Here is a 23,685-nt window from a genome sequence, read left to right as displayed (position 1 = left end):
ATAATATCATGATTTTCAAGATGATGTCAACATCTTTTTTATATTATATTTTTAAGTAACTGCTCTGCATCAGCAACTTTTATAGTATACCAACATCAGTGAAAGAACGTCAACATTTTTTTATAAAAAAAAGCAGAAATTTTTTATTTCTGCTCCAAATACTTTATTTTCCGGCTGCAATGTCGGCCAAAGCTTCATCGACCCAACGATCCAAACGTTTGGCTATTGGGGTAAAACCTTCATATACATGTCGATTAGTCCAATATTTCTTATGCTGATAACGCGTATGCCGTGGTTGGTTAAAATCAAAAGTCTTCTCCAAACATCTGACCGAAAGCGAGATCTTTTGAGTATACTCATCGATATCGATGATCATCACTCGCACTCTTTGTCCGACTTTTAAATAATTTTGGATATCATCTACAAAACCATGATGGCACTCGGAAATATGGATCAATCCCTGTGTCTCCTCGTCAAGCGCGACAAAAGCACCATAAGGTTGGATCCCGGTCACATATCCTTCCAGTACCATTCCGATACGATAAGTTATTTCCATGATCAACTACCTCTATAGTATTTCGATATTTTTAATTACAATTTCTTTTTTAGGTTTATCGCCCCAACCAGTCTTAGCTTTAGCAATTTTATCAACTACTTCCATACCAGAAATGACCTGACCAAAAACAGTATGGCGTCCATCTAACCAAGGGGTCCCGCCTTGACGATATGCTTGAACTATTTCTTTAGGATAGGTCGTTAATTGCTTGATAATACGCTTAGGCATATTTTTATTTTGAACGATAAAGAATTGACTTCCATTCGTATTAGGGCCAGCATTGGCCATTGAAACAGCGCCCCGCAAATTATAAAGCTCCTCGGAAAACTCATCTTCAAAGGCTTCACCCCAGATACTTTCGCCCCCCATTCCAGTTCCAGTAGGGTCGCCGGTCTGGATCATAAAATCTGAGATCACACGATGAAAGATAACGCCATCGTAGTAGCCGTTTTTGGCCAAAGTCACAAAATTTTCGACCGTTTTAGGGGCTTGCTCAGGGAAAAGCGCCAAGGTTATCTCGCCCAAATTTGTTTTGATGACCGCACTTGAGATCAATTTACCAGTGTCTAATTGTAAAAACTCCATCTATTATTTCTTCCTTATCTCTATAAATATATCTTTCATTTAGATATGATACTTTAACTCACAAGTTATTGCCAATTTTATTTTACACCTTTAATATGATATTGTAACTTTAACCGACAAGAATTATGAAGGGAGCAACCTCTTTATGGTAGCTAAAGAATTTTATGATATTACGATCATCGGTGGTGGTCCAGTTGGCATGTTTGCGGCGACCTATGCTCGGATGCGCTTGGCCAAAACCCAGATCATCGAAAGTTTAGGACAGTTAGGGGGCCAAGTCAGCGCCTTATTCCCTGCGAAAAAGATCTACGATATCCCTGCTTTTTCCGAGATCACCGGAACAGAATTGATCGATCATCTAAAACAACAAGTCGAAAAATTCGATCCTGATATCTTTTTAAATGAACGCGTGGAAAGCTTCACCCAAATCGATGGTGGCTTTGAGATCAAAACTTCCAAGCGAACAACTTATTCAAAAACGATCATTATCGCTACTGGAGCTGGGGCTTTTGAACCACGTAAATTAAAGGTAGCAGCAGCAGAAAGATTCGAAGGCAAACAACTCCACTATTTTGTCAAAGATCTCAAGGACTTTAGTGATAAAGAAGTGGCGATCGCAGGTGGTGGTGACTCAGCAGTTGATTGGGCTTTAGAATTAGCACCGGTCGCTAAAGCTGTTCACTTGATCCACCGACGGGATAAATTCAGAGCTTTAGAATCTAGTGTTTCGGCGCTGAAAGAAACCGACACGATCCTACACACCCCATATTTGATCACTGATCTTTCTTCTATCCAAGATAAACTTTGCATCAGCCTGGAAAAACCTCGAAGTGCTGAGAAAAAAGAATTGACTGTCGATCACCTTCTAGTCAATTACGGGTTTGCCTCAAGTTCCAAGTTACTCGAAAGTTGGGCACTCGAACTTGACCATCATAATATCGCGGTCAATGCTAAAAATGAGACCTCGATCCCTGGCGTTTACGCGATCGGGGATATCGCCGCCCAAGCTGATAAATTAAATTTGATGGCCACCGGTTTTGGCGAAGCTCCTAGCGTCATCAATAGCGCACTACTGCGGATCTATCCGGAAAAACGCCAACCTGCTCATAGTACGCAGCTAATTAAAAAATTTGAAGCTGCTCAAGATAATTAAGTACATTAAGCTAAAAGTGTAGTATATTTATATAAGAGAGTAAACGCTACTGTCGGCACTCTCCTATAGTTGTCAAAAATCAACAACTACAATTACGAAAGGAATATGTTCATGTTTTTACAGCCGACAATGAACGCCTATAGCAATGTCACAACTAATTGATTTTATCTTACACATCGATGTCCACTTAGTTACGATCGTTAATCTCTTCGGTGATTGGACTTACCTGATCTTATTTTCGATCATCTTTATCGAGACCGGTGCTGTTATTATGCCGTTTTTACCCGGAGATTCGCTTTTATTTGCCGCCAGTGCAATGTCGGCAAATCCTAAATATAGCCTAGATATTTGGATCTTTGTTGCCCTCTTCTGGTTCGCCGCTGTTTTAGGTGACTCACTTAACTTCTTTATCGGGCATTATCTAGGTAAAAAATTGACTAAGACTAAATTTTTCAGTCGGATCATCAAAGAGTCTGATTTAAAACGAACCGAAGAATTCTTCGACAAGCACGGTGGGATCGCGATCTCATTAGCCCGTTTCATGCCGATCATCCGTACATTGGCACCCTTTGTTTACGGCGGTAGTGGTGGTAATTTCAAGACCTTTATCCGTTACTGTTTGATCGGTGCAACGGCTTGGGTAACACTTTGCTGTGGTGCAGGTTATTTCTTTGGTAATTTCCCGATCGTTAAAGAACATTTCTCCTTGATCATCATCGGGATCATCGCTGTTTCTTTGATTCCAGCGATCATTGGGGCAATCAAATCAAAAACTTCAAAAAAATAATATCAACACAAAAAAACGTGGTCAATTTAAGCGACCACGTTTTTTAATTGCCATTTTCCAATAAGATAGATGCCAAGTAAACTCAAAGTAAATGTTCCCACAAATATGCCGAAACACGCTAAAAAATACTCACTTGGCAAAGCATTGATGATCGGATCTAAATTCGGATCAAATATCCAGTCATCATTTCTAAATAACACTTCATGAAAGAAGATAAAAAAATCTTCAAAATCGACCACTATAAAACAAATAAATCCGGCTACGATCAAACTTAGACCATAGATCTTTCCTTGTAAGAGCCAAAGCCGTTTTTTTAGTGTCAGATCATATAAATAACGTAGCGCTGGCCAAGCAGTCAGGGCTAAAACACTATAATTCAAGAAAAATAGCCGTTTGACATCTTCAAAATGCCGCATGCCATTATAGGAGATCGGTAAAGATAATTTGAGCTCTGTGACCCACGGATAATTGAGATATGCCAGCAATGACAAATAGTTATCCCGTAGCCCTTGTTTTGTCAGACCGACCTCTTGATACAGTTTGTAATGGTGCATGAACCACCAGTAAAGTGGATGGAAATTGATCGTTAGCGTTATGCAAAACGTCACTAAAAATAACAGCACCAAAAGCTGGAGCCCGGCCTCTTTTAGATATCGAACGCTTAGACTTTCCATTGGTCTAAAGAATCGAGCTCAACTGTCGGTTTGATAGCTTTATCAGCCACTTGTTCCTTCGTTGAGACGCCTGTATAAACTAAGATCGTATCGATCCCAAAATTGATCCCAGCTTGAATATCCGTCATGTAGTTGTCACCGACCATTGCTACTTGATCTTTAGCTAGACCTAAGCGCTTCAAAGCTTTTTCCATGATTATCGTTTCTGGCTTACCAACATATTGCGCTTTTTGCTGTGTTGCACATTCAACTAAGGCGATCACTGAGCCTGCCCCAGGAACTAAGCCACGCTCATTAGGTAAATTTGTATCTGCATTCGTTCCAATAAAAGTAGCCCCACGCTTGATCGCTAATGTTGCTAATTCAAATTTATGATACGTTACATCATAATCCAACCCTACAACTACATAATCAGGTGTTGTCTCCTCAAATTTAAAGCCTCGATCTAAAATAGCTTGTTTTAGCCCTAATTCACCGATCACATAAGCTGTTCTTTTTTCACTATCCAGATCAGCAATATAGTCTGCTGTCGCTAAGGCCGAAGTAAAAACATTATTGACTGTAACATGAATATCAAAGTTCTTCGCTAAATTAGCAACGACTTTTTCCGGTGCTTGTGTACTATTATTAGTCACAAAGAGAAATGGAATATTTTTAGCCTGTAAATTTTCGATAAAACGTTTCGCAGCTGGGATCTTTTCCTTACCACGGTAGATCGTGCCATCAAGATCGATCATATAGCCTGCATATTTTTTCATTTTGGTAAACTACCCCTTATTTATTTTTTTGGCGGATCGTAAAGCGCCGTTTGCGTTTTTTGACCTGGTCTGTCGTACATTTTTTCGACCGAGGTTGCTTTTTATTTATATCATATACACGTTGTGCTGTATATGGCTTTTGCGACTTTTCTTTTCTATTTTGTGTCCGCCGCTTATGGCTGGTCTTTTTATTTTTACCACCGTTATGCGATGGTGTTGGAGTCTGAACATCTAAGTTGCGCAAGACAAAATAAGCACAGCCAAAATTACAGTATTCGTAAAGATAATCCTGTAAGCGTTCAATGCTTTGCGTCGGTGTTCCTTTATTGCTACCGGCAGCATAAAAGCCTCGCAGCCGCAATTGATCATAACCCCAATCACCTACAATGTAATCATACTTGGTCAAAATATTGCTAAAACGTTCCTCTAACTTTTCGACCTCAAATCCATTGCGATAATTCTTCTCTAAAATATATGGGCGCCCATCGATCAACATCTGGGTAGGACTTTGCAAGATAACTTCACTCGCAAAAGCTTTGATCGTCTCAGCTTTCTTAGCTAGCTGTGCTTCTCTGCGTTCCTTTTTTTCACTATTCAAAAAAATTCCTGCTATATAAAATGTAGTCAAGCATATTGCTTGCGAAAGAAATATAGCCTCTCCTTTCTTAGATTTTTTTGTCTCATTCACACCACATTTGTCTTTCGGGTGAATCACATATACTATCATGATTGATATATCTCTAATATAGTATAGCTGAAAATCACGTAAAAGGTAACTGCTTAGACCAAAGCAAAAATAGTGGCGCTCAAAAAATGCGCCAAGGGTCCCACCACGATGCAAAAAATACGCATCATAGTAGGACCCTCGTTATTCATACGACATTCTATTGATTTTCAGATAAATGCTTCTTACGCAATTTATTCAACATAAAGAGTGCTGCAAACCAAACTAATGAAGCTAGCAACGCGATCAAAGTGGCTTGTTCAAAGCACATGATCACACAAACAAAAGCTAAAAAGATCAAGACAGCATAGTCTGATGCTGGATAAAGTGGCATCTTGAAATTAGATTCATTTTTTTGTCCCTTAGCTTTCAACTCTTTACGATATTTCAAGTGAGCGACCACGATCGCACCCCAGATAAAGAGGAAACATGTTGTTGCTACACTCGAGATAAAAGTAAAGAGAGATGTGTTTGGGATCATTAAGTTGGCTACGACTGTTAAAGCGATCACTGCTGTTGAAAAGCGGATCGCATTAGCTGGAACTTGATGCCGTGAAAGTTTGCTCATCTTTTTAGCAAAGCGACCTTTTTCTTTATATGTCAAAGAAAAGACCATTCGACCAGTATTAAAGATTGAACTATTACATGCTGAAGCAGCTGCTGTTAAAACAACAAAATTAATAATTCCAGCCGCAGCAGGAATACCAATATTTTCAAAAACTTGAACAAATGGACTTTGATCTGGTGTGATCGATCGCCAAGGATAGATACACATCAAGGCTAGTAATGAGCCCACATAAAAAATAATTATCCGAAGTGGGATCTCATTGATCGCCTTAGGGATCACGGTTTTAGGATCTTGTGTCTCAGAAGCAGTGACACCGATCATTTCGATCCCGATAAAACCAAATGTTACCATTTGAAATGACATCAAAAATCCGCCTAAACCTTTAGGGAAAAGGCCACCATAATCAACTAAATTCATCACAGAAGCATGTCCACTAGGTGTTTCATAACCGATCACGACCAAAACGATCCCGATCACGATCAATGCAATGATCGCAATGACCTTGATCAACGCAAACCAGAATTCAGTTTCACCAAACAAAGCAACGGTGATCAAATTCAGGGCCAGCAAGATCGCTAAGATGACAAAACCAGGGATCCACTCGGGAATATGTGGGAACCAATAATGGATGTACATCCCACTTGCCGTCACATCAGCCATCGCGATCGTGATCCAACAGACCCAATACGTCCAGCCGGTGATAAAACCAATATCTTTGCCTAAATAGCGTTCAATAAAATCAATAAACGAATGGCTCTTTAAATCTGAAAGTAGCAATTCCCCCATCGCACGCATCAACAAGAAACAGATCGCACCTGTTATAAGATAGGCTAAGACGATCGAAGGTCCTGCTAACTGGATCGATTTCCCTGAACCTAAAAATAGCCCGGTCCCGATCGTTCCGCCTAATGCGATCAGCTGGACATGCCGGCTCTTTAAGCCACGGGCATATTGCTCTTCATTTTCCATCAAAAAACTCCTTTAATATTTTATATAATTAAGTTTAGCTTAATCTTTTAGTTAAGTAAAATTCAACTATTTCATTTTTAGATGAATAAAATTCAACCACAGGAACAAATAAAGAGTTGCTCCCCCTTTTAGGGAAAGTAACTCTTTATCTTTTAAGCAAAGTTTTGGGCTTGCCAGTTATCGATCTCTTTCATAAATTCAACAAACTCCGATTGATTTTTCATCAGTGGAAATTCTCCTAGCAAGATAGGTTCAGCTTGCTTAGCTTGTGCTCCCTTCTTTTGCAGGAGCAAGATCGATTTTTGTGAATTTTCATTGATAAATAGTTGCTGTGGTAAATTGAGTAGTCCTTGCAAATAGCCTTTTTCTTGGATCAATTGCAGTAATCGTTTAGCTTCAGGCGCTTCAAACATCCCACGTGGAACGACAAAAACGCCCCAACCGCCAGCTACTAATTGCTCAAGCGCTTGTTCGATCAATAGATAATGCACGTAAGAATGCCCTTCAGCAAATGCTGTCTGATACTCTTTTGCCCGACTATCAAGTGGATAATAACCGACCGGCAGATCAGCTACGACAATATCAGCTGGTGGTACTTGCAACTCAGCCAATGCATCTTGATGGATTAATTGCGTTTTACTTTGCATCAATTCAGCCGAGATATTGGCTAAAGCTAACATCGTATCATCGTTGTCGACCCCATAGACGTCAAGCTCTTTCCAGCCACTCTTCTCTAAGGTGCTCAGGATCGCTGATAACAAATTTCCTGTCCCAACTGTTAGATCCAACAATTTTAGGCCAGCCGTATATTTCCCAACTTTTTCGATCAGATATGCCAATAAAAATCCGATCGTATCGGGTGTCATTTGGTGATTTACTTGGACTTTTTCACGCTTATAAGCTTGTAAAAGGCACAATTGCAATACTGAGCGTCGTTCTTCTTTAGATAGAGAAGCTAAATCGATCTTTTGGTAGAGATCTTTTAGCTTAGCGACTGTTGCTTCATCTGGTGTTCCATCTTCAACATGAACTCGACCATCATCTAACAAATTCTCGAATGTCTCGATCAAAGCATCTAATGCTGAACATTCTACATTTTTTTGCAAGAGCTCGATCGCTTCATTCAATAATTGAAATTTTTCTTCTACTTTTGCTAATGCCATTTTTCACACCCTAATCAACTTTTTTACTAATGTCTTATTATCGCACATCCTACTAGAATTTCAAGTCGTGGTATCTAGTCGATTTGATCCAGGGTATATTTTTGGCCATTGGGAAGAAGCACTCTGACTTGATCTTTTAACATTTCCACTTGTCCTTGAGCTGAACTCGCCTTTTGCCCAGGCTTTAAATCAAGTTTTTGGGCTAACACAGCTAAGGTACGCGCACGATAATACATGCTTTGCCGTTGATATGTCAATTGCTGGAGCTGGTGTCCTAACAATTGCGCATAAAAAACAGCAGTCACCAAAACTAACATCAATAGTGCTGAACTCAGCAATGTTCCTTTTAGTTTCATAGTCCACTTTCTTTCTGTAGTGGTAAACTAAAGGTCGTCTGATAAGTCCTTTGATCGATCTGGGCGGTTATTTTTATCGTCTTATCTTGCTTGATAGCACGAAAACTAGATACTCGATATAATAACGGCATATAACCACCAGATGCCGTCTCCATGATCACTTTATCACGTTCACTTTCATAATGAACGATATAATCTTTTTTAGCTTTTCGACTATACAAATAGATATTTTCCACATTTTCACCTGGCTTTTTTACTAAGGCAAAATGTTGGCGCTCATTTTGTAGCAAACTCACAAAACGTTCCCACTCAAACTGATCAATTTCCTGTTTTGCTACCATTTGTTTTTGCATATTCGAGCCGATACCCGCTAATAACGCTAGACCCATAGCTGTCACTACTAGCGCAACCGTGGCCTCGATCAAAGTAAAGCCCCTAATCTTTGTGCAATTCAAGTGTAACTGGATGCCCGGCTCGATCTGTGATCTGAACTTCAATTTTTCCCCCTTTAGCTTTTGTCGTTTGTGCTTGACTCTGCACTAGTAACTTTTGAGCTACTTGAACTTGTAAATAAGCTTGTGTTGTCGCTTGATGCAAACGCAGATCTGTCAGATACAATAACGTACTGATGACTAATAACACACTCATCCCACTGAGTGCATCAGCCAACAAAAAAGCCCGTACGTGCACACTATCACCTACCTTTTAACATGTTCTTCGATCCGATATTGTGTGCCATACCCTAATTGAAAATGCACTTGATACTCTTTACCTAAAGTTGAAGTAAAAGTTTCCGTCGTAGGACTAAGTGAACCTAGACCACTCACCGATAACTCTTGGTGATCGGTCGTCGGCGTCAATGATTTTTGGTATATCAGAATTTTTAAGGCCTTTTGGCCAACACTAAACTTGACCTGTTTTGGTTCAAATTGGATCCAAGTATATTGCTTTTGTTGCTCTCCTTGATAGATCGCTGCAAACCAGGTTTGACGCAATTCATTAAAGAACAGCTTTTCTTGTAAACTAGCTAATGTATGCATCCCTGGACCGATCCCAAATAAAAATATACAAGTTGCAATAAAAAGCGTTAAGGTCACTTCAACCAGCGTAAAGCCTTGAACTTTCATGGTCATTGATCTTTCTTTTCGACTTTAAGATGATGTTTTTCGATGGCAGCGACTTGCTTAGCTGTCAAATATCCAGCTTTTTCGAGATCTGTTGGAGCAACATTTTCCATCGCCGTTCCTTTTTCATCGGCATATAGTTGAGCTTGGGTATCCAACTCGGCTTGTAAGGCTTGAGTGTTGACATTTTCAGCATTGGAACGCTGTTTAGCGACGTTAGGAATGATGATCAAGATCAACAAACTGATGATAAAGATCACGATCGCCATTTCCACCAAAGTGAAGGCTTTCATCTTAGTTTTTTTCATTTATATAGTCCCCCTAAACTTGAATATAGCGGTAATAATAACGCTAAGTATGTGCAAATGATCACTATTGCGATCACCATAAACAATAACGGTTGGATCCAAGCTAACAACTGATCCGTTTTCTCTAATAATTTTTGATAGGCGAGTTTGGAATAAGCCAATAGATCTTTACCGATCTCTTCTTTCGAACGACCTTTTTGAAAAAAAAGCGCCAATTCAGGTGAAATAAATGGATAGTACCCCAAGATCTGTGCCAAATTTTCTCCACGGGCTAACCGCCGTGAAAAGGCATGACCCAAGTGATAAAGTAGACTTTTTTCCTCAAACTGTTCTAGCAATCTACAAATTTGTTGAAACTCCAAACCACTTTCGATCAGTAATCCCAAATTAAAGGTCAAATAATAACAATTATATTGACGATATAGGCTACCAACGATCGGTAAGCTGCTATACCAACTGTGCCGCCCCAAGATCGACTGCTTTTTCCACCAGTAAAAAAAGTAGAGTCCCCCTAAGCTTAATAAACTCAACAAGCCCAGACCACCCAATTTAACAAAGTTCAGATAAGAAAATGGATCTTTACCAGTCGTTGAGACTGAAAATTGTGCGATCTCAGGCGCCAACCATATCTTCAAAGCGATCATCAAAAAAAATAATAATCCTAAAATGATCGCTGTGTATAACAACAATGACTGTAACTTCTCACGTTGTTGCACACACTTTTTTTAGGTACTTTCCTAACTGCAAAACACTTTGATCTACACTACCATGTTTTTCAGCAATCACAAGCTGACAGTAAATATTAGTTGTCACCTTAGATCTTAAGGCCTGACTGAAGCTTTGACCGTTTTCTAACTCTGCGATCACCGTCGCCAACCCATTTTTGGGCAAAAACATCTTTAAACTCTGTAAGGCTTGTTTGAGTGAAAAGCCTGCCGTTAAGAGATCAGCTAAGAGATCAAAAAAATTCGCTTGTTGTCGCAAAGTCCACTTAGCCATGTACAAATTTTTTCGCTGTCGCAACGGTAATTTTTCCCTTAGTCGCATTTTGTTCAAGATAGCGCCCCCAATCTGCTGACATCCCACTATTTGCTCGCTCTACATTTGCGCTAAAAAGCTCATCTTGCTGAATGATGTCAAACAAAACCGCTTGGCCTTTTGACTTTAATGGTAGCAAACGTTGATATGAGACCAATTGCAAAACACTTTCCAATTCTGACCACGTGATCCCTAGGTCGGCTAAACGCTCGATAACACCATAAGCACTGGTTGCATGCAATGTACTCAAAACTAAATGCCCACTTAAAGCAGCTGTCAGCACAGCACGAGCAGTTTGCCGATCACGAATCTCACCGACGATAAAGATATCTGGATGATGTCTTAACGCGGCTTTGAGCAAAGTCGAATAATCCATTTGAGCCTTTGGATTTACTTGGACTTGCAAAAAACTATCTTCTCTGATCTCGATCGGATCTTCAATACACATTACCTGCTGTTGCTTTTGATTTTTAGCCAGTTGATACATTGCTGTGGTCTTTCCCGAACCCATCGGACCAGCAAAAATAACCAGTCCCCGTTTTTGACACGCTTGTTCTAAGAGCGTCCATTGCTCGGGTACTAAATATTGATATTTGACGCTTTTTAGTGGATATATCAATCGAATGACCATTGATTCTCGACCTAAAAAATCACCAACTGTCGAAAAACGCAGGTACAGCTGCTGCTTGCCGATCTTTTGTTGCCACGCACCTAATTGTGGCCTCCGATGTTCACTTAGCATCATATCCGCTTTGAACTTAAAAAAGGCCAGCAACTTTTGGGCTTGTTCAAAAGTTAATTCACTTTGGACAAGATAACGATTACGGATAAAGTATTTAACTTGATAACACGTTTTGGTCGGCAAAAGTAAAATATCTAAGGCCGATACAGCTACCGCATCCGTCAATAGTTTCGTTGCTAATTCCATCTTTCATCCCTCCTTCACTTTATAAATACGCAAAGCAGGGAAAAATATTTTTTGAATTTTGGGATAAAAAAAATGACTGCCGCAACAGTCATCAAATGTCGTTATATTATTAAAAATTTGCTTCACCTAAAGCGTCATTGACTTCACTTAATTGTGGGATCGATGGGATCGCCCCCAATTTTTGTACAGCCAAAGCCGAAGCCATGCTAGCAAAAACGATCGCTTCTTCAATATTAGAGAGATCTTTGTGTAATTGCGAACTAAGCGCACCTAGGAAAGTGTCACCTGCTGCTGTCGTATCCAAAGTAGCAACTTTAAAAGCCTTGATAAAGCCTTCAGCAGTTGTCGTCTTATAGTAAGCACCCTTACTTCCTAAAGTGATGATTGTATTTTTCACACCCATTTTAGCTAACTTAGCTGCAGCTTGATGCCAAGATTCTTCTTCATCGATCTTGATCTCAGTCAACAATTCTGTTTCGGTCTCATTTAATACGATCAGATCAACATTTTTAAGCAATGCTTCTGGCACACGTTTGGCCGGTGCAGGATTTAAGATCGTTACCACATCATTTTCTTTAGCATATTTAAAAGCCGTGATCGAAGCTTCGATCGGTGTTTCAAACTGAGTGATCAAGAAATCTGCTGTTGTGATCTTTTCCTTGGCAGCTTCGATATCGTCATCAGTGATCGCTTGATTAGCACCGCCTAAGACGAGAATACTATTTTCACCGTTTTCTTGTAATAAAATAAATGCTTGGCCAGTTTCTTCAGTTGCCAACGTCACACTAGTTGCATCGATCTTTGCATCTTCGAGGTAACCCTTCATCAAACGTCCCTGTTCGTCAGCTCCTACTTTACCGATAAAAGCGGTTTGGGCCCCAGAGCGAGCAGCAGCGATCGCTTGGTTAGCACCCTTGCCTCCTCCTGCAATTTTTTTAGCTGACATCGTCATTGTTTCACCGGGCAACGGCAGACGCTTGACTTGCATGATATTATCGACGTTCAAGCTGCCTAAAACTGTTACTCTATTGACCATAGTTCCCTCCATAAGTTTTATTACTAGCATATCTTTTAACGTAATTTGAAAATCCAAATCTTTAGTCACAGTCCATATTATAGCATAAATAGCGTTAAAATACTTGGCATTCCTGGATTTTTATGTAAAATAAAAGGGCTGCAAAAATTGCAACCCTATGTTTAATTAGTCTTCATCTGGAAATTCAGCTGAAGTAAATACTTCAGACACATCATCTTCGTCTTCAAGGCGATCGATCAAACGTTGTAATTGTTCGACCTTGTCTTCTGGAACTGGGACCGTATTTTGTGGTACCATCGTGATCTCAGCTGAATCTAAGTCATACTTAGCTTGTAAAGCATCACGTACATCTTCGAAGATCTTTGGTTCTGTATAGATCTCAAAGACTTCATCAGATGTTTGCAGATCTTCAGCACCTGCTTCAATCACATCTTCAAACATTTGATCTTCATCCACATCTAGGTCTTCACGCACGATCGCAATGTAACCTTTACGATCAAACATGAAACTAACGGAACCTGTTTCACCTAAGTTACCGCCGTTACGGTTGAAATCAGTCCGCACAGCCGAAGCAGTCCGGTTACGGTTATCTGTCAAAGCGTGAACTAAGATCGCTACCCCAGCTGGGCCATAACCTTCATAAGTGATCTCTTCGTAGTTAGCACCATTTGCACCAGTAGCTTTATCAAGGGCACGTTTGATGTTATCTTTTGGCATGTTAGCAGCACGTGCTTTTTCCATTACAAGGCGCAATTGTGGGTTGGCGTCTGGGTCAGGACCGCCACTCTTTGCAGCCATGTATAGATCTCGCGAGATTTTTTGGAAAATTTTTCCACGTTTTGCATCTTGAGCGTTTTTACGCCCTTGGATGTTATGCCATTTTGAATGTCCTGACATTTCTAATACCTCTTTCCGAAAAGTAAAATTTAGCAATAAGCCGTGTATATTTTAACAAAAAATATTATCCGTTGCAAGATTCTCAACGATTTCGCCGTTTTTGCAACCTATATAAAAACAATACTGCCAACATGACCCCTAATAACGCTCCACAGGAATCTAAGATCACATCTTGGATCAGTGGTGTCCGGTCACCAGTAAACATTTGGTGAAGTTCATCAGTCTCGGCATAAAGCGTTGCTAACGCCCAACTAACAAACGCTACGTGTCCTAACTTAGACCAATAGCGGGCGAGTCCTAAAGCGGTAAGCCCTCCTAGTAGAAAATATGTCCCAAAATGGGCCCCTTTGCGGATAAAAAATTCCACAAATTTATAATAGCCAATATTTGCGATACTGATCTCTTTCCCAGCATATCTGAATGAAATTTGACTTAACCAATTTTCGAGTGGCTTTTGGGCTAGATGCTGTTCTAAAAATGGGACTGAAGTTTGTTTAGTGTAGGGCATTGATGAACTGATAAACAATACGAGTATAATGAGCCCAGCCCCAAATAAACATAAATTTTGCCAATTAAATAATTTGTTTGTTTTCATTTTTTATCCTTATGACCAAAAACGAGCAAGGGCTTTCCCTGTTCGTTAGGTGACTTATTTAGTTGAAGCGCGCTTGATATAGCCGTATGGTAATTCGATCGTCTTTTCATCTGAAGACATATCTTCTTTATTCATCATCTTAGTCAAGAAGCGCATTGAGACCGCACCGATATCATACAGTGGTTGTGTGATCGAAGAAAGCTGTGGTCGAACGATCTCAGTCAACTTAGAATTGTTGCTGGTAATGATCTCAAACTCAGCTGGTACTTTGACCCCTGCATCCTTAGCCCCGTTCAAAACACCACAGGCTAATTCGTCATCCCCGACAAAAGCAGCTGTTGCTTTAGCCGATGCCAACGCAGGCCATAAAACTTCACCTGCACGATAGCTATAGTCTGTTTCAAATACAAGATCTGGATCATATTCGATACCATGCTTAGCCAAAACGTTCTTGTAACCCTTCAAACGGTATTCACCGTTGATCGGATCACTCATTGGTCCGGTGATGAAAGCTACTCGCTTGTTACCGTGGTTGATCAGATCAGCTACGGCTTCTTCGACCGCAGCCACATAGTCAACATGGACACTTTCAACTTCATTTTTAGCATCAACTGAACCCGCTAAGACGATCGGTGTCTTAGAGCGGGTAAATTGTGCGCGTAACTCGTCTGTCAAATTGTTGCCCATAAAGATGATCCCATCAACTTGTTTAGCCAATAAAGTATTTAAAACTTGTGCTTCCTTTTGAGGATTGCCATCGGAGTTAGCTAAAATAATGTTATATTTGTACATTGAAGCTACGTCGTCGATCCCACGAGCTAAAGAAGAAAAATAGACGTTTGTCACATCAGGGATAATGACCCCGACTGTGGTAGTCTTTTTACTTGCCAAGCCACGAGCGACCGCATTTGGACGGTAATCCAAACGATCGATAACTTCAAGCACTTTTTTACGTGTTGCCGGTTTAACATTTGGGTTGCCATTAACGACCCGTGAGACCGTAGCCATTGAGACAGCAGCTTCACGTGCAACATCGTAGATTGTAATTGTTTGTTTTTCCATGGTTTTATCCTCTCACTAATTTTATTTTCAAAATCGTTTTCATTGCGACCCTATTTAATTTATCAAAGTTTTTAGCCAATTGCAAGCGTTTCAAGAATTTGTAAGCTTCTTTTCATGTATTTTCATTTTCAAAGATATCTAGCCATCACTTATTGCTAAAGTGTGTTATAATGTAGTCGCTTTGAAAACAATTAAAGGAAGTGCTTTTATGTCACATCTTAATACTATCCAAACATGGTTGGCTGACAACAACTTGGATATTGCTTATATCAGTGATTGGAAAAACATCCAATATTTTACCGGCTTTGGTAGCGATCCGTTTGAACGGACACTAGCACTCTTTATCTTCCCGGATAAAAATCCTTTCCTCTTCGCACCTGCACTTGAAGTCGAAGCGATCAAAAAAGCCGGCTGGAAATATCCTGTCTATGGCTATTTAGACCATGAAGATCCTTATGCTTTGATCAAAGAACATATCACCGAGTTAGCATCGCCTAAGCATTGGGCTTTGGAAAAAGATAACTTGACGGTAGTTCGCTTTGAAGCTCTCCGCAAATATTTCCCCCAAGCTGAATTTTCCGGCAATCTCTCGCCTGTGATCGAACGTGAAAAGCTCTTTAAGACACCAGAAGAGATCGAATTGCTAAAAACAGCTGGTAAATGGGCTGATGTTGCCTTTGAAGCTGGCTTTAAGGCGCTTTCGACCAAACGGACTGAACAAGACGTTGTGGCCGAGATCGAATACACGATGAAGAAAAACGGTATTATGCATATGAGTTTCGATACGATCATCCAGAGTGGTGCTAATGCTGCTGATCCTCATGGAGCTCCCAAAGCTGATCTTATCAAACCAAATGAACTTTGCTTGTTTGATCTAGGTGTTGATTACAAAGGCTATATGTCTGATGCTTCCCGAACGGTTGCTTTTGGTAAAGTCAGCGATAAAGCTAAGGAGATCTACCAAGTCTGCTTAGAAGCACAATTAGCCGCTCAAGCTGCAGCTAAGCCTGGGATGCGTGCTTTTGAATTAGATAAGATCGCACGTGACATCATCACTAAAGCCGGCTACGGTGAATACTTCATCCATCGCTTAGGACATGGTATCGGTCAAAGCGATCATGAATTTCCATCTATCATGGAAGGAAATGAATTGGTCCTTGAACCTGGCATGTGCTTCTCGATCGAACCTGGGATCTATGTTCCTGGAGTTGCTGGTGTCCGGATCGAAGACTGTGTTTACTTGACTAAAGATGGTAATGAACCATTCACACATACGACCAAAGAACTTCAGATCATCCCTTTAGATTAGAAAATTAGAGTACAAAAATAGCGCTCCAATGATGGGGCGCTATTTTTGTACTCTAATCGTTGTGTGGATAAAATGTTTCAGTTGGTTTTTCGTAAGGTTGATCTTTTTTATCCTTAGCTTCACCAAAAGCAGAACGGCCATCGATCACGATATCGTCGTTCCAATCTTCAGAAGCTTCATCTTCAGCTAGATCATCGAACTTATCTTTAGTATTCTCCAACCGTTCTTTTAAGTCAGAAGTTGCTTGTTTCAATGAAGCCAAAGCATCTTGAACAGCTTGTTCATTCTTGAATTCGTCAGCTCGGCTAATAACTTTTTCTTTTAAGTCATCTACGCCATTTTCTTCCAAGAATTGTTGCAAGTATTGATTATATTTCAATGCCTTTTCGCGTCCGTTCAAGACGGTCTCATCGACTTTCATCGCTAACTTATCTTTTTGGTCAGCAGTCAACTTCTTTGAAGCGACCAAAGCTGCACCTGCACCAGCTGCAAGCATTCCTAGACCAACTAACAATTTCTTACTCATAATACTCCACTCCTTAAAGTTTACTTACTTTGCTTTTGTTTGTGTCGTTGGTAAAAGCCAAGTGCCATTTTACCGACGCGCAATGCAGCACTTGTCTTAGCTGCACTTTCAGTTGAACGTACTACCTTATCAGCCATTGAACGACTTGCTACGTTCAAATCAGATACACTTTCACTTAGCTCAGCCGCCGTTTTAAACAAAGGATCTAATTCGCTTACTTTATGGTTGACATCTTCCATCAAAACATTCGTCTTTACCAAAAGCTCATCCACATTGCCAGCAATACTGTTAGCGTCCTTGGTCAAGATCTGAATGCTGTTATTCATCTCTTTAACAGTCGTCACTAAATGCTTTAGCACTGTACAAATGAAAACAACTAAGATCAAAAATGCTAACGCTGCAATTAACCCAGCAATCTGTCCAAACGTTATTGTCATTTTATACCCTCCATTAAGTCTTCATTGTCTTTAGAATATCATTCAATTACAAAAACTGCAATTATTACGCAAAAAATATTGTTCAAAATAAAAAAACTTCTTTCGCACTTTTCAAAAAAATTTGCTATCATTAGTACATAAATTCTGAACATAAAGGACGGATCATACTTGTATCTATTAGTTGCAACCGATAAGACGCTCTCATCCGACGTTTCAAAACAAGTGGTCAAACAAACGGGCGTCTTGGACAATTACATAAAAAACATCAATTGGGACAACATTATCACTAAGATCATCATGGTGACTATCTCACTTGTTTTGATCTCCCTACTTTTCTTGATCATTCATTCTATCGGGAAAAAGATCATCACTCGCAGTTTTTCTACCGCTAAGAAAAAGAATTCTAATTACTCGATCGGGCGTTTAGGAACGATCTATACGCTGACCCAAAACATCTTTCATTACTGTGTTTTGTTCTTCTACTTTTACGCCATCCTTTCGATCTTAGGCATCCCTGTCAGCACCTTGTTGGCTTCAGCTGGGATCGTCAGTGTGGCGCTTGGTTTAGGGGCTCAAGGCTTTGTCACTGATATTGTGACTGGTTTTTTCATTCTACTCGAACAACAATTTTCTGTCGGCGATGTCGTTAAAATAAATGCGATCACGGGCAAGATCCACGCTGTTGGTCTACGCACAACGCAAGTGATCAGTGATGACGGAACATTAAACTTTATCCCTAACCGCAGTATCACCGTCGTTAGCAACATGTCACGTAACAATATGCAAGCTGTGATCGATATTCGCTTAGATCCTAAAAAAGATGCTAGTGAAATGAAAAAAATCATCGCCCAAGTAAATCAAAAAGTCGTCCCTAATTTACCCGAGATCGTCACAGGCCCAACGATCTTAGGCGTGGTGCCCCTTACAAATGGCGAATTAGTTTTCCGGGTCACTGCATATACTAAAAATGGTGCTCAAGCTACAGTCCAGCGCATTTTACTGGATAACTACTTACGGGCCCTAAAAGATGCAGGCTTCAATATCCCGACTTCACCGTTGAATTTAGGTGCTACTGCATAAAATCAATGCTCAAACTGCAGATCTGTAGTTTGAGCATTTTTTTGGTTATTTTTTTCGACTGTATATTCTTTTTCTAAATCATGCGCTAAATAATTGACAGCTTTCATCACTTCGCGGCGGGTCAAGATCCCGGTAAAGACTCCTTCTTCATCGACGACTGCCAAAAGGGTCTGATCGACTAAAAGATGCAAGATCTCTTCCATTTCATATGGCGGACAGATCGTTGGAACATCTGTCTGCATGACATCTTTGACCTGGATCCGGCCCAAACGAGTCGGATCGATCCCGGTCAAGCCTAACATCGTCTCTGTGATCATCGCCAACGACAATAGTCCCTTGAAATGTTGATCTTGGTCTAAGACGGGGATCTTAGCGTATTTGACCTTACTTAAAACTAAAAATGCATGTTCAAGACTATTATTTTCTTGGACATTAGCTACGATCTCAGCTGGGATCAAAAATTTTTCTTTACGCTGATTTAGCAATTGTGCAACTGCTTTTGATATCATATAACTTTTATTTAAAACTATCCTTTCATCCAAATATTGATACTACTCCTATAATTGTATGCGTTTTAGTGAAAAACACAACCCTTACCCCCTGTTTAGCTCACTAAAACGCTACTTTTTTAGTAAAAAAATATTTCTGAAAGCCTATTGACACCCGCCATTGCAATCATTATAGTTATATGAGTGTATTATTTCATTGTTATTTATTAGGAGGAAAATATGGAGTTCGCATTAAACTCAAGATTAATGGCCGAATTTTTCGGAACAGCCCTCATGATCATGTTGGGTAACGGTTCTGTGGCCAACGTTGAATTGAAAGGAACTAAGGGTTACCACAGTGGTTGGATCGTTATCTCGATCGGTTACGGTTTTGCCGTAATGATCCCAGCTTTGATGTTTGGTAAGATCTCAGGTAACCACATCAACCCCGCATTTACTTTAGGTTTAGCTATCGCAGGCGATTTCCCATGGCATGAAGTCTTACCTTACATAAGTATGCAATTCTTAGGTGCAATTGCCGGACAATTGGTCGTATTAGCTTGTTTCAAGCCACACTACGATATCACCGAAGATCCAGAAGCTGTTTTGGCTACCTTCTCAACGATCGATGCGACTGAAAGTCGTTTCAATGGTTTTGTCAATGAATTCTTTGGTACATTCACCTTAGTTTTCAGTGCTTTAGCGATCACACATTCACCGATCTTCAACCATGGTAACCAAGGTGCCGGCTTTATCGGTATTGGTCTCTTAGTTATGGTTATCGTAACTTCCTTTGGTGGTCCAACTGGTCCTGCTTTGAACCCAGCACGTGACTTGGGTCCTCGTATCGTCCATGCGTTGTTCCCACTTAAGCACAAGGGATCATCCCAATGGCGTTATGCGTGGATCCCAGTTGTCGCACCATTTGCAGCCGGTGCTTGCGCGACCCTTTTATATAAAGCTATTTTTGGGTTATAATACCTATGTTAAGGCTTGACGTCATAACGTCAGCCTTTTTTTATTACACTTTTTACAGAAAGGACTTTACTATGAACTTAAAAACACTAGGAAGTTATGCCTGGCGCACTATCAAATTCATTTTATTAGGCTTGTGCTTGATCTTGCCGCAACAAGTTTTTTCCTTACCTCATATTCTCCCCCAAAACTTCAGTCCGTTAGCGACAAATATTTTGACATGGGGCTTACTTTTACTGGGATATGCACTCGTGATCGTTATTTTTAACTGGCAATTCAAAAAAGATCAGCCTAATACTGATAAGATCTTCCAAAAATTATCTAATCAGGATATCAATGCCATTATCACAGGTTTTATCACTTTGTTTATCATTAAGATCATCTACGGAATGTTCATGAGTCAATTTGGACAGACCCAAAATGATCAAGCTTTACAACAAATGTTTAAACTTTCGACTAATGCCGCACTCATGATGTTTCTGATGACAGCGATCTTTGCTCCGCTATGTGAAGAATTGCTCTTTCGGGGGATTTTTATGCGTTACTTCTTCCCTAAAAATACCGTTTTAGCGATCTTTTTTAGTGGACTAGTCTTTGGCATGCTTCATTTCCATCTCGGTGATATTTTTTGGACGCTCCTTTTATATTGTACTTTGGGCTGGGTCTTAGCATATTATTACAAAAAGACAGGTAAACTCTTGGTCAGCATTATGATCCACTTCCTAAATAATATTTTGCCCGCACTATTCATGCTCTTTTCAGCATTATTTACCAAATAAAAAGATCCGCAAACTGAGATCAGTTTGCGGATCTTTTTTATTAATGCCTATTTATCTAAACGAGCATTCAATTCTTTAGTTAATTCTTCGTAACCTGGGCGACCGAGTAAAGCAAACATGTTCTTCTTGTAAGCTTCAACACCTGGTTGGTTGAATGGGTTGATACCATTCAAGTAGCCTGAAATACCAACTGCGATCTCGAAGAAGTAGATCAAGTAACCTAAAGTATAAGCTGTTTGATCTGGGATGTTAACGATCATGTTAGGCACATCACCATCAGTATGAGCCAACACAACACCTTCCATTGCACGATCGTTGACATAGTTCATTGTCTTACCTTCAAGATAAGCTAAACCGTCCAAGTTTTCTTCTTCCTTAGGAATTTCAGTATCATGTGTTGGTGTTCCAACGTGGATAACTGTTTCCATCAAGTTACGACGGCCTTCTTGGATGTATTGACCCAAGGAGTGCAAGTCAGTTGTAAAATTAGCTGAAGATGGGTAGATACCCTTTTGATCTTTACCTTCAGATTCACCCATCAATTGCTTCCACCATTCAGCGAAGTATTGTAAGGTAGGTTCGTAGTTTTCCAAGATCTCAGTTGTGTAACCCTTGCGATACAAGATGTTACGCAAAGCAGCATATTGGTAAGCTTCGTTTTTAGCAAGATCTGCATCAGTATATTCACTACGAGCATCAGCAGCCCCTTGCATCAAAGCATCGATATCAGCACCTGAAACCGCGATCGGTAATAAACCAACTGGTGTCAAGACTGAGAAACGACCACCAACATCATCAGGGATCACGAATGTTTCGTAACCTTCTGCATCAGCTTCGGTCTTCAATGCGCCACGTGCGCGGTCTGTTGTAGCATAGATCCGCTTCTTAGCGCCTTCTTCACCATATTTTTCGATCAATTTTTCTTTAAAGACACGGAAAGCGATCGATGGTTCAGTTGTTGTACCTGATTTTGAGATCACGTTGACAGAGAAATCTTTGTCCCCGATGAGTTCGACCAAGTCATGAACATATGAACCAGAGATCGAGTTACCTGCAAAGAAAATTTGTGGTGCATTGCGTTTTTCTTGTGGTAACAAGTTGTAGAATGTGTTTTGCAAGAAATCAATTGCAGCACGTGCACCTAAGTAAGAACCACCGATACCGATCACAACTAAAACTTCTGAATCGTTTTGGATCTTTTTAGCTGCTTCTTTGATACGGGCAAATTCTTCTTTATCGTAGTCAACTGGTAGATCTAACCAACCGCGAAAATCTGCGCCTGCACCAGTACCTTGACGAAGTTGTTCGTCAGCGGCATTGACCATTGCTTGCATTTCGTTTAATTCATTGTCGTGAACAAACTTTGTTAAGTTTGAACTATCAAATTTAATGTGTGCCATGTTATAATTCGCTCTCCCTTTACAATTTTATTACGGGTTTAATTATACTATAAAATACAGAATTTTAAAGTCAAAATCAAATATAAATTAAGATTTACGCTTAAAAACCCTTAATTTTACAATTAGACGATCACCACAAATGTAAACGCCACCGTTCTCCATATATAAAAAGCCATGCCGCTCGTGCGCCATGGCATATAGATCATTATTTTAAAAGACCTAACATTACGCCACCGATGATGACCATCAATGAACCAACTGTAACATAGACCATTTCTTTTTTCGTTTTGTGTTCGCCTAAGAGTAAGATCGAACCAAATGTCGAGATAACGATCCCGGTTTGTGAAAGTGAAAAACTTACTGCTAACCCGATCATTGCAGTTGCTTGGAACATACATAAGTTACCTGTGCCCCAAACTAGACCTGTAATGATATTTTTGAAGCTTTCCTTCTTGAATGCATCTTTACCTAAAGCAAACATCGAAGCGCCAGCGACCATCCCTAAAGCTTGAGGTAAGACCATCGCTTGGGCATCAACTTTTAATAAGTTGACAACGACCGTATAGCCTAAGTAACCAGCTGTTGATAGCACTAAAGCAGTCGTTCCTTTTTTCCAGTCTTCATTTTGTTCGCTACTATTAGCACTCTTATCACGTAAAGCCGTTAAAACAGCACCTACGACTAAAATGACTAAAGCTAGTGAACCTAATGATAATTGGCGCGTTGTTGTCCACTCATGGAACAAGAAGATCCCCGCTAAGGCGTTAGTCACCAACTGCGCCCCCGTTGAGATCGGCACAGTCTTGGAGATCCCGACTGCTTTCATTGCGTGGAACTGTTGATTTTGACCTAAACTCCAGAACAAACCAGATAAGATACCGGCTACCCAAAGTTGCCAATTGTTATTTGCTAAAAAGTTTCCTGGAGCAACCACGGTCATTACGATCGCAAAGAGCAAAGCCCCCCAAGTCATCCCTAAGGTTTGTTGATTAGCATTACCACCCAACTTACCACTGATCAATCCAATACTTCCCCATGCTAAAGCGGGGATCAAGGCTATCCACATAATTAATTCCCTCGTTTCTCTTTAATTCTTTTCTCAATAATTCTCATGCAAGATAATATTTTAGCAGTTTTATGCAAACCATTACAAGAAGAATTTTAGGTTAATTCTTTCATTTTATTTTATATGAAAACTTTTTTCACATACTTTTTTTCACAAATTCTCATCTTCATCACCACTAGGCTTTGCCACAGTAGTAATTTGTTTTATGTGAATAAAATATATATTTTTTAAGAAATCCATAATAATTGAAAACGATTTTTCTGTTTTCATAACTTCAAACTTACCCAACGATATCTTTAATATTTGCTAAAATTCCCTTGAAAAATTGACGCTTGACCGCTAAC

Annotated in this window: 30 protein-coding genes; 6 read left to right on the top strand and 24 right to left on the bottom strand. The window is 40.0% G+C overall.

The window, feature by feature from the left end; translation table 11 throughout:
• Positions 1-163 precede the first annotated feature (163 nt).
• Both FC30_RS07710 and FC30_RS07705 read right to left on the bottom strand, forming a co-directional pair.
• The gene (locus FC30_RS07710; protein WP_010688031.1) at positions 164-556 is read right to left on the bottom strand and encodes a CvfD/Ygs/GSP13 family RNA-binding post-transcriptional regulator; all 393 of its coding nucleotides are present in this window, start codon (positions 554-556) and stop codon (positions 164-166) included.
• A 12-nt stretch (positions 557-568) separates the two neighbouring features.
• Positions 569-1,141 carry a peptidylprolyl isomerase gene (locus FC30_RS07705; RefSeq protein WP_010688032.1) on the bottom strand — a complete coding sequence of 191 codons (573 nt, stop codon included), beginning with the start codon at positions 1,139-1,141 and terminating at the stop codon, positions 569-571.
• A 145-nt stretch (positions 1,142-1,286) separates the two neighbouring features.
• Here FC30_RS07705 and FC30_RS07700 point away from each other — a divergent pair, with 145 nt between their 5' ends.
• Together FC30_RS07700 and FC30_RS07695 are read left to right on the top strand one after the other, a co-directional pair.
• A complete protein-coding gene (locus tag FC30_RS07700; protein WP_010688033.1) occupies positions 1,287-2,294 on the top strand; it encodes an NAD(P)/FAD-dependent oxidoreductase in 1,008 nt (335 codons plus the stop codon).
• A gap of 145 nt (positions 2,295-2,439) precedes the next feature.
• On the top strand, positions 2,440-3,081 hold the full coding sequence (locus tag FC30_RS07695; protein WP_010688034.1) for a VTT domain-containing protein: 642 nt from the start codon (positions 2,440-2,442) through the stop codon (positions 3,079-3,081).
• Positions 3,082-3,107: 26 nt separating this feature from the next.
• Here the strand turns inward: FC30_RS07695 and FC30_RS07690 are convergent, their stop codons facing one another.
• The 17 genes from FC30_RS07690 to ccpA form a co-directional block, all read right to left on the bottom strand.
• Positions 3,108-3,755 (bottom strand): TIGR01906 family membrane protein, encoded by a 648-nt coding sequence (locus tag FC30_RS07690; protein ID WP_029507259.1) that lies wholly within the window; start codon positions 3,753-3,755, stop codon positions 3,108-3,110.
• Positions 3,743-4,513, bottom strand: coding sequence for a TIGR01457 family HAD-type hydrolase (locus FC30_RS07685; protein ID WP_010688036.1), 771 nt, complete (start codon positions 4,511-4,513; stop codon positions 3,743-3,745). The genes FC30_RS07690 and FC30_RS07685 overlap by 13 nt, the downstream gene beginning before the upstream one ends.
• A gap of 16 nt (positions 4,514-4,529) precedes the next feature.
• Complete coding sequence (locus FC30_RS07680; RefSeq protein ID WP_010688037.1) at positions 4,530-5,111, bottom strand: YutD family protein; 582 nt, start codon at positions 5,109-5,111, stop codon at positions 4,530-4,532.
• 286 nt (positions 5,112-5,397) lie between these two features.
• Entirely contained in the window at positions 5,398-6,774 is a 1,377-nt protein-coding gene (locus tag FC30_RS07675) for an amino acid permease (protein ID WP_010688039.1), read from the bottom strand.
• Between the two features lie 152 nt (positions 6,775-6,926).
• Complete coding sequence (locus tag FC30_RS07670) at positions 6,927-7,937, bottom strand: class I SAM-dependent methyltransferase (RefSeq protein WP_010688040.1); 1,011 nt, start codon at positions 7,935-7,937, stop codon at positions 6,927-6,929.
• A 74-nt stretch (positions 7,938-8,011) separates the two neighbouring features.
• On the bottom strand, positions 8,012-8,293 hold the full coding sequence (locus FC30_RS07665; RefSeq protein ID WP_010688041.1) for a hypothetical protein: 282 nt from the start codon (positions 8,291-8,293) through the stop codon (positions 8,012-8,014).
• Positions 8,290-8,718, bottom strand: a complete 429-nt coding sequence (locus tag FC30_RS07660) for a ComGF family competence protein (RefSeq protein WP_010688042.1) — start codon at positions 8,716-8,718, stop codon at positions 8,290-8,292. The genes FC30_RS07665 and FC30_RS07660 overlap by 4 nt, the downstream gene beginning before the upstream one ends.
• A gap of 10 nt (positions 8,719-8,728) precedes the next feature.
• Positions 8,729-8,983, bottom strand: a complete 255-nt coding sequence (locus FC30_RS07655) for a hypothetical protein (RefSeq protein ID WP_010688043.1) — start codon at positions 8,981-8,983, stop codon at positions 8,729-8,731.
• Between the two features lie 8 nt (positions 8,984-8,991).
• Positions 8,992-9,426 (bottom strand): comG operon protein 4 (comGD), encoded by a 435-nt coding sequence (locus FC30_RS07650; protein ID WP_235804188.1) that lies wholly within the window; start codon positions 9,424-9,426, stop codon positions 8,992-8,994.
• Positions 9,423-9,725: a prepilin-type N-terminal cleavage/methylation domain-containing protein gene (locus tag FC30_RS07645; protein ID WP_010688045.1), complete on the bottom strand. Its 303-nt coding sequence runs from the start codon at positions 9,723-9,725 to the stop codon at positions 9,423-9,425. The genes FC30_RS07650 and FC30_RS07645 overlap by 4 nt, the downstream gene beginning before the upstream one ends.
• On the bottom strand, positions 9,722-10,414 hold the full coding sequence (locus tag FC30_RS07640; protein WP_050778936.1) for a type II secretion system F family protein: 693 nt from the start codon (positions 10,412-10,414) through the stop codon (positions 9,722-9,724). The genes FC30_RS07645 and FC30_RS07640 overlap by 4 nt, the downstream gene beginning before the upstream one ends.
• A 13-nt stretch (positions 10,415-10,427) precedes the next feature.
• Positions 10,428-10,724: a type II secretion system F family protein gene (locus tag FC30_RS07635; protein WP_050778937.1), complete on the bottom strand. Its 297-nt coding sequence runs from the start codon at positions 10,722-10,724 to the stop codon at positions 10,428-10,430.
• Entirely contained in the window at positions 10,717-11,691 is a 975-nt protein-coding gene (gene comGA, locus FC30_RS07630; RefSeq protein ID WP_010688046.1) for a competence type IV pilus ATPase ComGA, read from the bottom strand. Before comGA ends, FC30_RS07635 begins: the two co-directional genes overlap by 8 nt.
• 109 nt (positions 11,692-11,800) lie before the next feature.
• A complete protein-coding gene (rbsK, locus tag FC30_RS07625; protein ID WP_010688047.1) occupies positions 11,801-12,727 on the bottom strand; it encodes a ribokinase in 927 nt (308 codons plus the stop codon).
• Positions 12,728-12,892: 165 nt separating this feature from the next.
• Positions 12,893-13,624, bottom strand: a complete 732-nt coding sequence (locus FC30_RS07620) for a YebC/PmpR family DNA-binding transcriptional regulator (RefSeq protein ID WP_004051694.1) — start codon at positions 13,622-13,624, stop codon at positions 12,893-12,895.
• Between the two features lie 82 nt (positions 13,625-13,706).
• Positions 13,707-14,219, bottom strand: coding sequence for a VanZ family protein (locus FC30_RS07615; protein ID WP_010688048.1), 513 nt, complete (start codon positions 14,217-14,219; stop codon positions 13,707-13,709).
• Positions 14,220-14,273: 54 nt separating this feature from the next.
• Positions 14,274-15,281: a catabolite control protein A gene (gene ccpA, locus FC30_RS07610; RefSeq protein WP_010688049.1), complete on the bottom strand. Its 1,008-nt coding sequence runs from the start codon at positions 15,279-15,281 to the stop codon at positions 14,274-14,276.
• Positions 15,282-15,489: 208 nt separating this feature from the next.
• Here ccpA and FC30_RS07605 point away from each other — a divergent pair, with 208 nt between their 5' ends.
• On the top strand, positions 15,490-16,590 hold the full coding sequence (locus tag FC30_RS07605; protein ID WP_010688050.1) for a M24 family metallopeptidase: 1,101 nt from the start codon (positions 15,490-15,492) through the stop codon (positions 16,588-16,590).
• Positions 16,591-16,642: 52 nt separating this feature from the next.
• Here FC30_RS07605 and FC30_RS07600 read toward each other — a convergent pair whose 3' ends face one another.
• Together FC30_RS07600 and FC30_RS07595 are read right to left on the bottom strand one after the other, a co-directional pair.
• Positions 16,643-17,116, bottom strand: a complete 474-nt coding sequence (locus FC30_RS07600) for a hypothetical protein (protein ID WP_010688051.1) — start codon at positions 17,114-17,116, stop codon at positions 16,643-16,645.
• Between the two features lie 20 nt (positions 17,117-17,136).
• Positions 17,137-17,553 carry a DUF948 domain-containing protein gene (locus tag FC30_RS07595; protein WP_010688052.1) on the bottom strand — a complete coding sequence of 139 codons (417 nt, stop codon included), beginning with the start codon at positions 17,551-17,553 and terminating at the stop codon, positions 17,137-17,139.
• 168 nt (positions 17,554-17,721) lie between these two features.
• Between FC30_RS07595 and FC30_RS07590 the strand changes: the two genes are divergently transcribed.
• A complete protein-coding gene (locus tag FC30_RS07590; RefSeq protein ID WP_010688053.1) occupies positions 17,722-18,633 on the top strand; it encodes a mechanosensitive ion channel family protein in 912 nt (303 codons plus the stop codon).
• A 2-nt stretch (positions 18,634-18,635) separates the two neighbouring features.
• Here FC30_RS07590 and cbpB read toward each other — a convergent pair whose 3' ends face one another.
• Positions 18,636-19,142: a cyclic-di-AMP-binding protein CbpB gene (gene cbpB / locus FC30_RS07585; protein WP_033192971.1), complete on the bottom strand. Its 507-nt coding sequence runs from the start codon at positions 19,140-19,142 to the stop codon at positions 18,636-18,638.
• A 219-nt stretch (positions 19,143-19,361) separates the two neighbouring features.
• Between cbpB and FC30_RS07580 the strand changes: the two genes are divergently transcribed.
• Together FC30_RS07580 and FC30_RS07575 are read left to right on the top strand one after the other, a co-directional pair.
• Entirely contained in the window at positions 19,362-20,099 is a 738-nt protein-coding gene (locus tag FC30_RS07580) for an MIP/aquaporin family protein (RefSeq protein WP_010688055.1), read from the top strand.
• A 71-nt stretch (positions 20,100-20,170) separates the two neighbouring features.
• Positions 20,171-20,875 carry a CPBP family intramembrane glutamic endopeptidase gene (locus tag FC30_RS07575; protein WP_010688056.1) on the top strand — a complete coding sequence of 235 codons (705 nt, stop codon included), beginning with the start codon at positions 20,171-20,173 and terminating at the stop codon, positions 20,873-20,875.
• Between the two features lie 47 nt (positions 20,876-20,922).
• On the opposite strand, the gene FC30_RS07570 is transcribed toward FC30_RS07575, so the two are convergent.
• Both FC30_RS07570 and FC30_RS07565 read right to left on the bottom strand, forming a co-directional pair.
• Complete coding sequence (locus tag FC30_RS07570; RefSeq protein WP_010688057.1) at positions 20,923-22,275, bottom strand: glucose-6-phosphate isomerase; 1,353 nt, start codon at positions 22,273-22,275, stop codon at positions 20,923-20,925.
• Positions 22,276-22,480: 205 nt separating this feature from the next.
• On the bottom strand, positions 22,481-23,341 hold the full coding sequence (locus tag FC30_RS07565; RefSeq protein WP_010688058.1) for a GRP family sugar transporter: 861 nt from the start codon (positions 23,339-23,341) through the stop codon (positions 22,481-22,483).
• Positions 23,342-23,685 lie beyond the last annotated feature (344 nt).

The organism is Ligilactobacillus animalis KCTC 3501 = DSM 20602, from assembly GCF_001434535.1.
In the GTDB taxonomy this organism is placed as follows: domain Bacteria; phylum Bacillota; class Bacilli; order Lactobacillales; family Lactobacillaceae; genus Ligilactobacillus; species Ligilactobacillus animalis.
Note: the sequence above shows the minus strand (reverse complement) of the source record. Positions and strands in the feature narration are given on the sequence as shown.

What these genes read in the sequence shown, in the direction of transcription:
- FC30_RS07565 (WP_010688058.1), bottom strand. Translation starts at nt 23,341, where the DNA reads ATGTGGATAGCCTTGATCCCCGCTTTAGCATGGGGAAGTATTGGATTG.
- FC30_RS07670 (WP_010688040.1), bottom strand. Translation starts at nt 7,937, where the DNA reads ATGGCATTAGCAAAAGTAGAAGAAAAATTTCAATTATTGAATGAAGCG.
- FC30_RS07700 (WP_010688033.1), top strand. Translation starts at nt 1,287, where the DNA reads ATGGTAGCTAAAGAATTTTATGATATTACGATCATCGGTGGTGGTCCA.
- FC30_RS07620 (WP_004051694.1), bottom strand. Translation starts at nt 13,624, where the DNA reads ATGTCAGGACATTCAAAATGGCATAACATCCAAGGGCGTAAAAACGCT.
- FC30_RS07695 (WP_010688034.1), top strand. Translation starts at nt 2,440, where the DNA reads ATGTCACAACTAATTGATTTTATCTTACACATCGATGTCCACTTAGTT.
- FC30_RS07570 (WP_010688057.1), bottom strand. Translation starts at nt 22,275, where the DNA reads ATGGCACACATTAAATTTGATAGTTCAAACTTAACAAAGTTTGTTCAC.
- FC30_RS07595 (WP_010688052.1), bottom strand. Translation starts at nt 17,553, where the DNA reads ATGACAATAACGTTTGGACAGATTGCTGGGTTAATTGCAGCGTTAGCA.
- FC30_RS07575 (WP_010688056.1), top strand. Translation starts at nt 20,171, where the DNA reads ATGAACTTAAAAACACTAGGAAGTTATGCCTGGCGCACTATCAAATTC.
- FC30_RS07665 (WP_010688041.1), bottom strand. Translation starts at nt 8,293, where the DNA reads ATGAAACTAAAAGGAACATTGCTGAGTTCAGCACTATTGATGTTAGTT.
- FC30_RS07705 (WP_010688032.1), bottom strand. Translation starts at nt 1,141, where the DNA reads ATGGAGTTTTTACAATTAGACACTGGTAAATTGATCTCAAGTGCGGTC.
- FC30_RS07690 (WP_029507259.1), bottom strand. Translation starts at nt 3,755, where the DNA reads ATGGAAAGTCTAAGCGTTCGATATCTAAAAGAGGCCGGGCTCCAGCTT.
- FC30_RS07685 (WP_010688036.1), bottom strand. Translation starts at nt 4,513, where the DNA reads ATGAAAAAATATGCAGGCTATATGATCGATCTTGATGGCACGATCTAC.
- FC30_RS07580 (WP_010688055.1), top strand. Translation starts at nt 19,362, where the DNA reads ATGGAGTTCGCATTAAACTCAAGATTAATGGCCGAATTTTTCGGAACA.
- FC30_RS07650 (WP_235804188.1), bottom strand. Translation starts at nt 9,426, where the DNA reads ATGACCATGAAAGTTCAAGGCTTTACGCTGGTTGAAGTGACCTTAACG.
- FC30_RS07645 (WP_010688045.1), bottom strand. Translation starts at nt 9,725, where the DNA reads ATGAAAAAAACTAAGATGAAAGCCTTCACTTTGGTGGAAATGGCGATC.
- FC30_RS07600 (WP_010688051.1), bottom strand. Translation starts at nt 17,116, where the DNA reads ATGAGTAAGAAATTGTTAGTTGGTCTAGGAATGCTTGCAGCTGGTGCA.
- FC30_RS07615 (WP_010688048.1), bottom strand. Translation starts at nt 14,219, where the DNA reads ATGAAAACAAACAAATTATTTAATTGGCAAAATTTATGTTTATTTGGG.
- comGA (WP_010688046.1), bottom strand. Translation starts at nt 11,691, where the DNA reads ATGGAATTAGCAACGAAACTATTGACGGATGCGGTAGCTGTATCGGCC.
- rbsK (WP_010688047.1), bottom strand. Translation starts at nt 12,727, where the DNA reads ATGGTCAATAGAGTAACAGTTTTAGGCAGCTTGAACGTCGATAATATC.
- FC30_RS07605 (WP_010688050.1), top strand. Translation starts at nt 15,490, where the DNA reads ATGTCACATCTTAATACTATCCAAACATGGTTGGCTGACAACAACTTG.
- FC30_RS07710 (WP_010688031.1), bottom strand. Translation starts at nt 556, where the DNA reads ATGGAAATAACTTATCGTATCGGAATGGTACTGGAAGGATATGTGACC.
- cbpB (WP_033192971.1), bottom strand. Translation starts at nt 19,142, where the DNA reads ATGATATCAAAAGCAGTTGCACAATTGCTAAATCAGCGTAAAGAAAAA.
- FC30_RS07635 (WP_050778937.1), bottom strand. Translation starts at nt 10,724, where the DNA reads ATGGCTAAGTGGACTTTGCGACAACAAGCGAATTTTTTTGATCTCTTA.
- ccpA (WP_010688049.1), bottom strand. Translation starts at nt 15,281, where the DNA reads ATGGAAAAACAAACAATTACAATCTACGATGTTGCACGTGAAGCTGCT.
- FC30_RS07675 (WP_010688039.1), bottom strand. Translation starts at nt 6,774, where the DNA reads ATGGAAAATGAAGAGCAATATGCCCGTGGCTTAAAGAGCCGGCATGTC.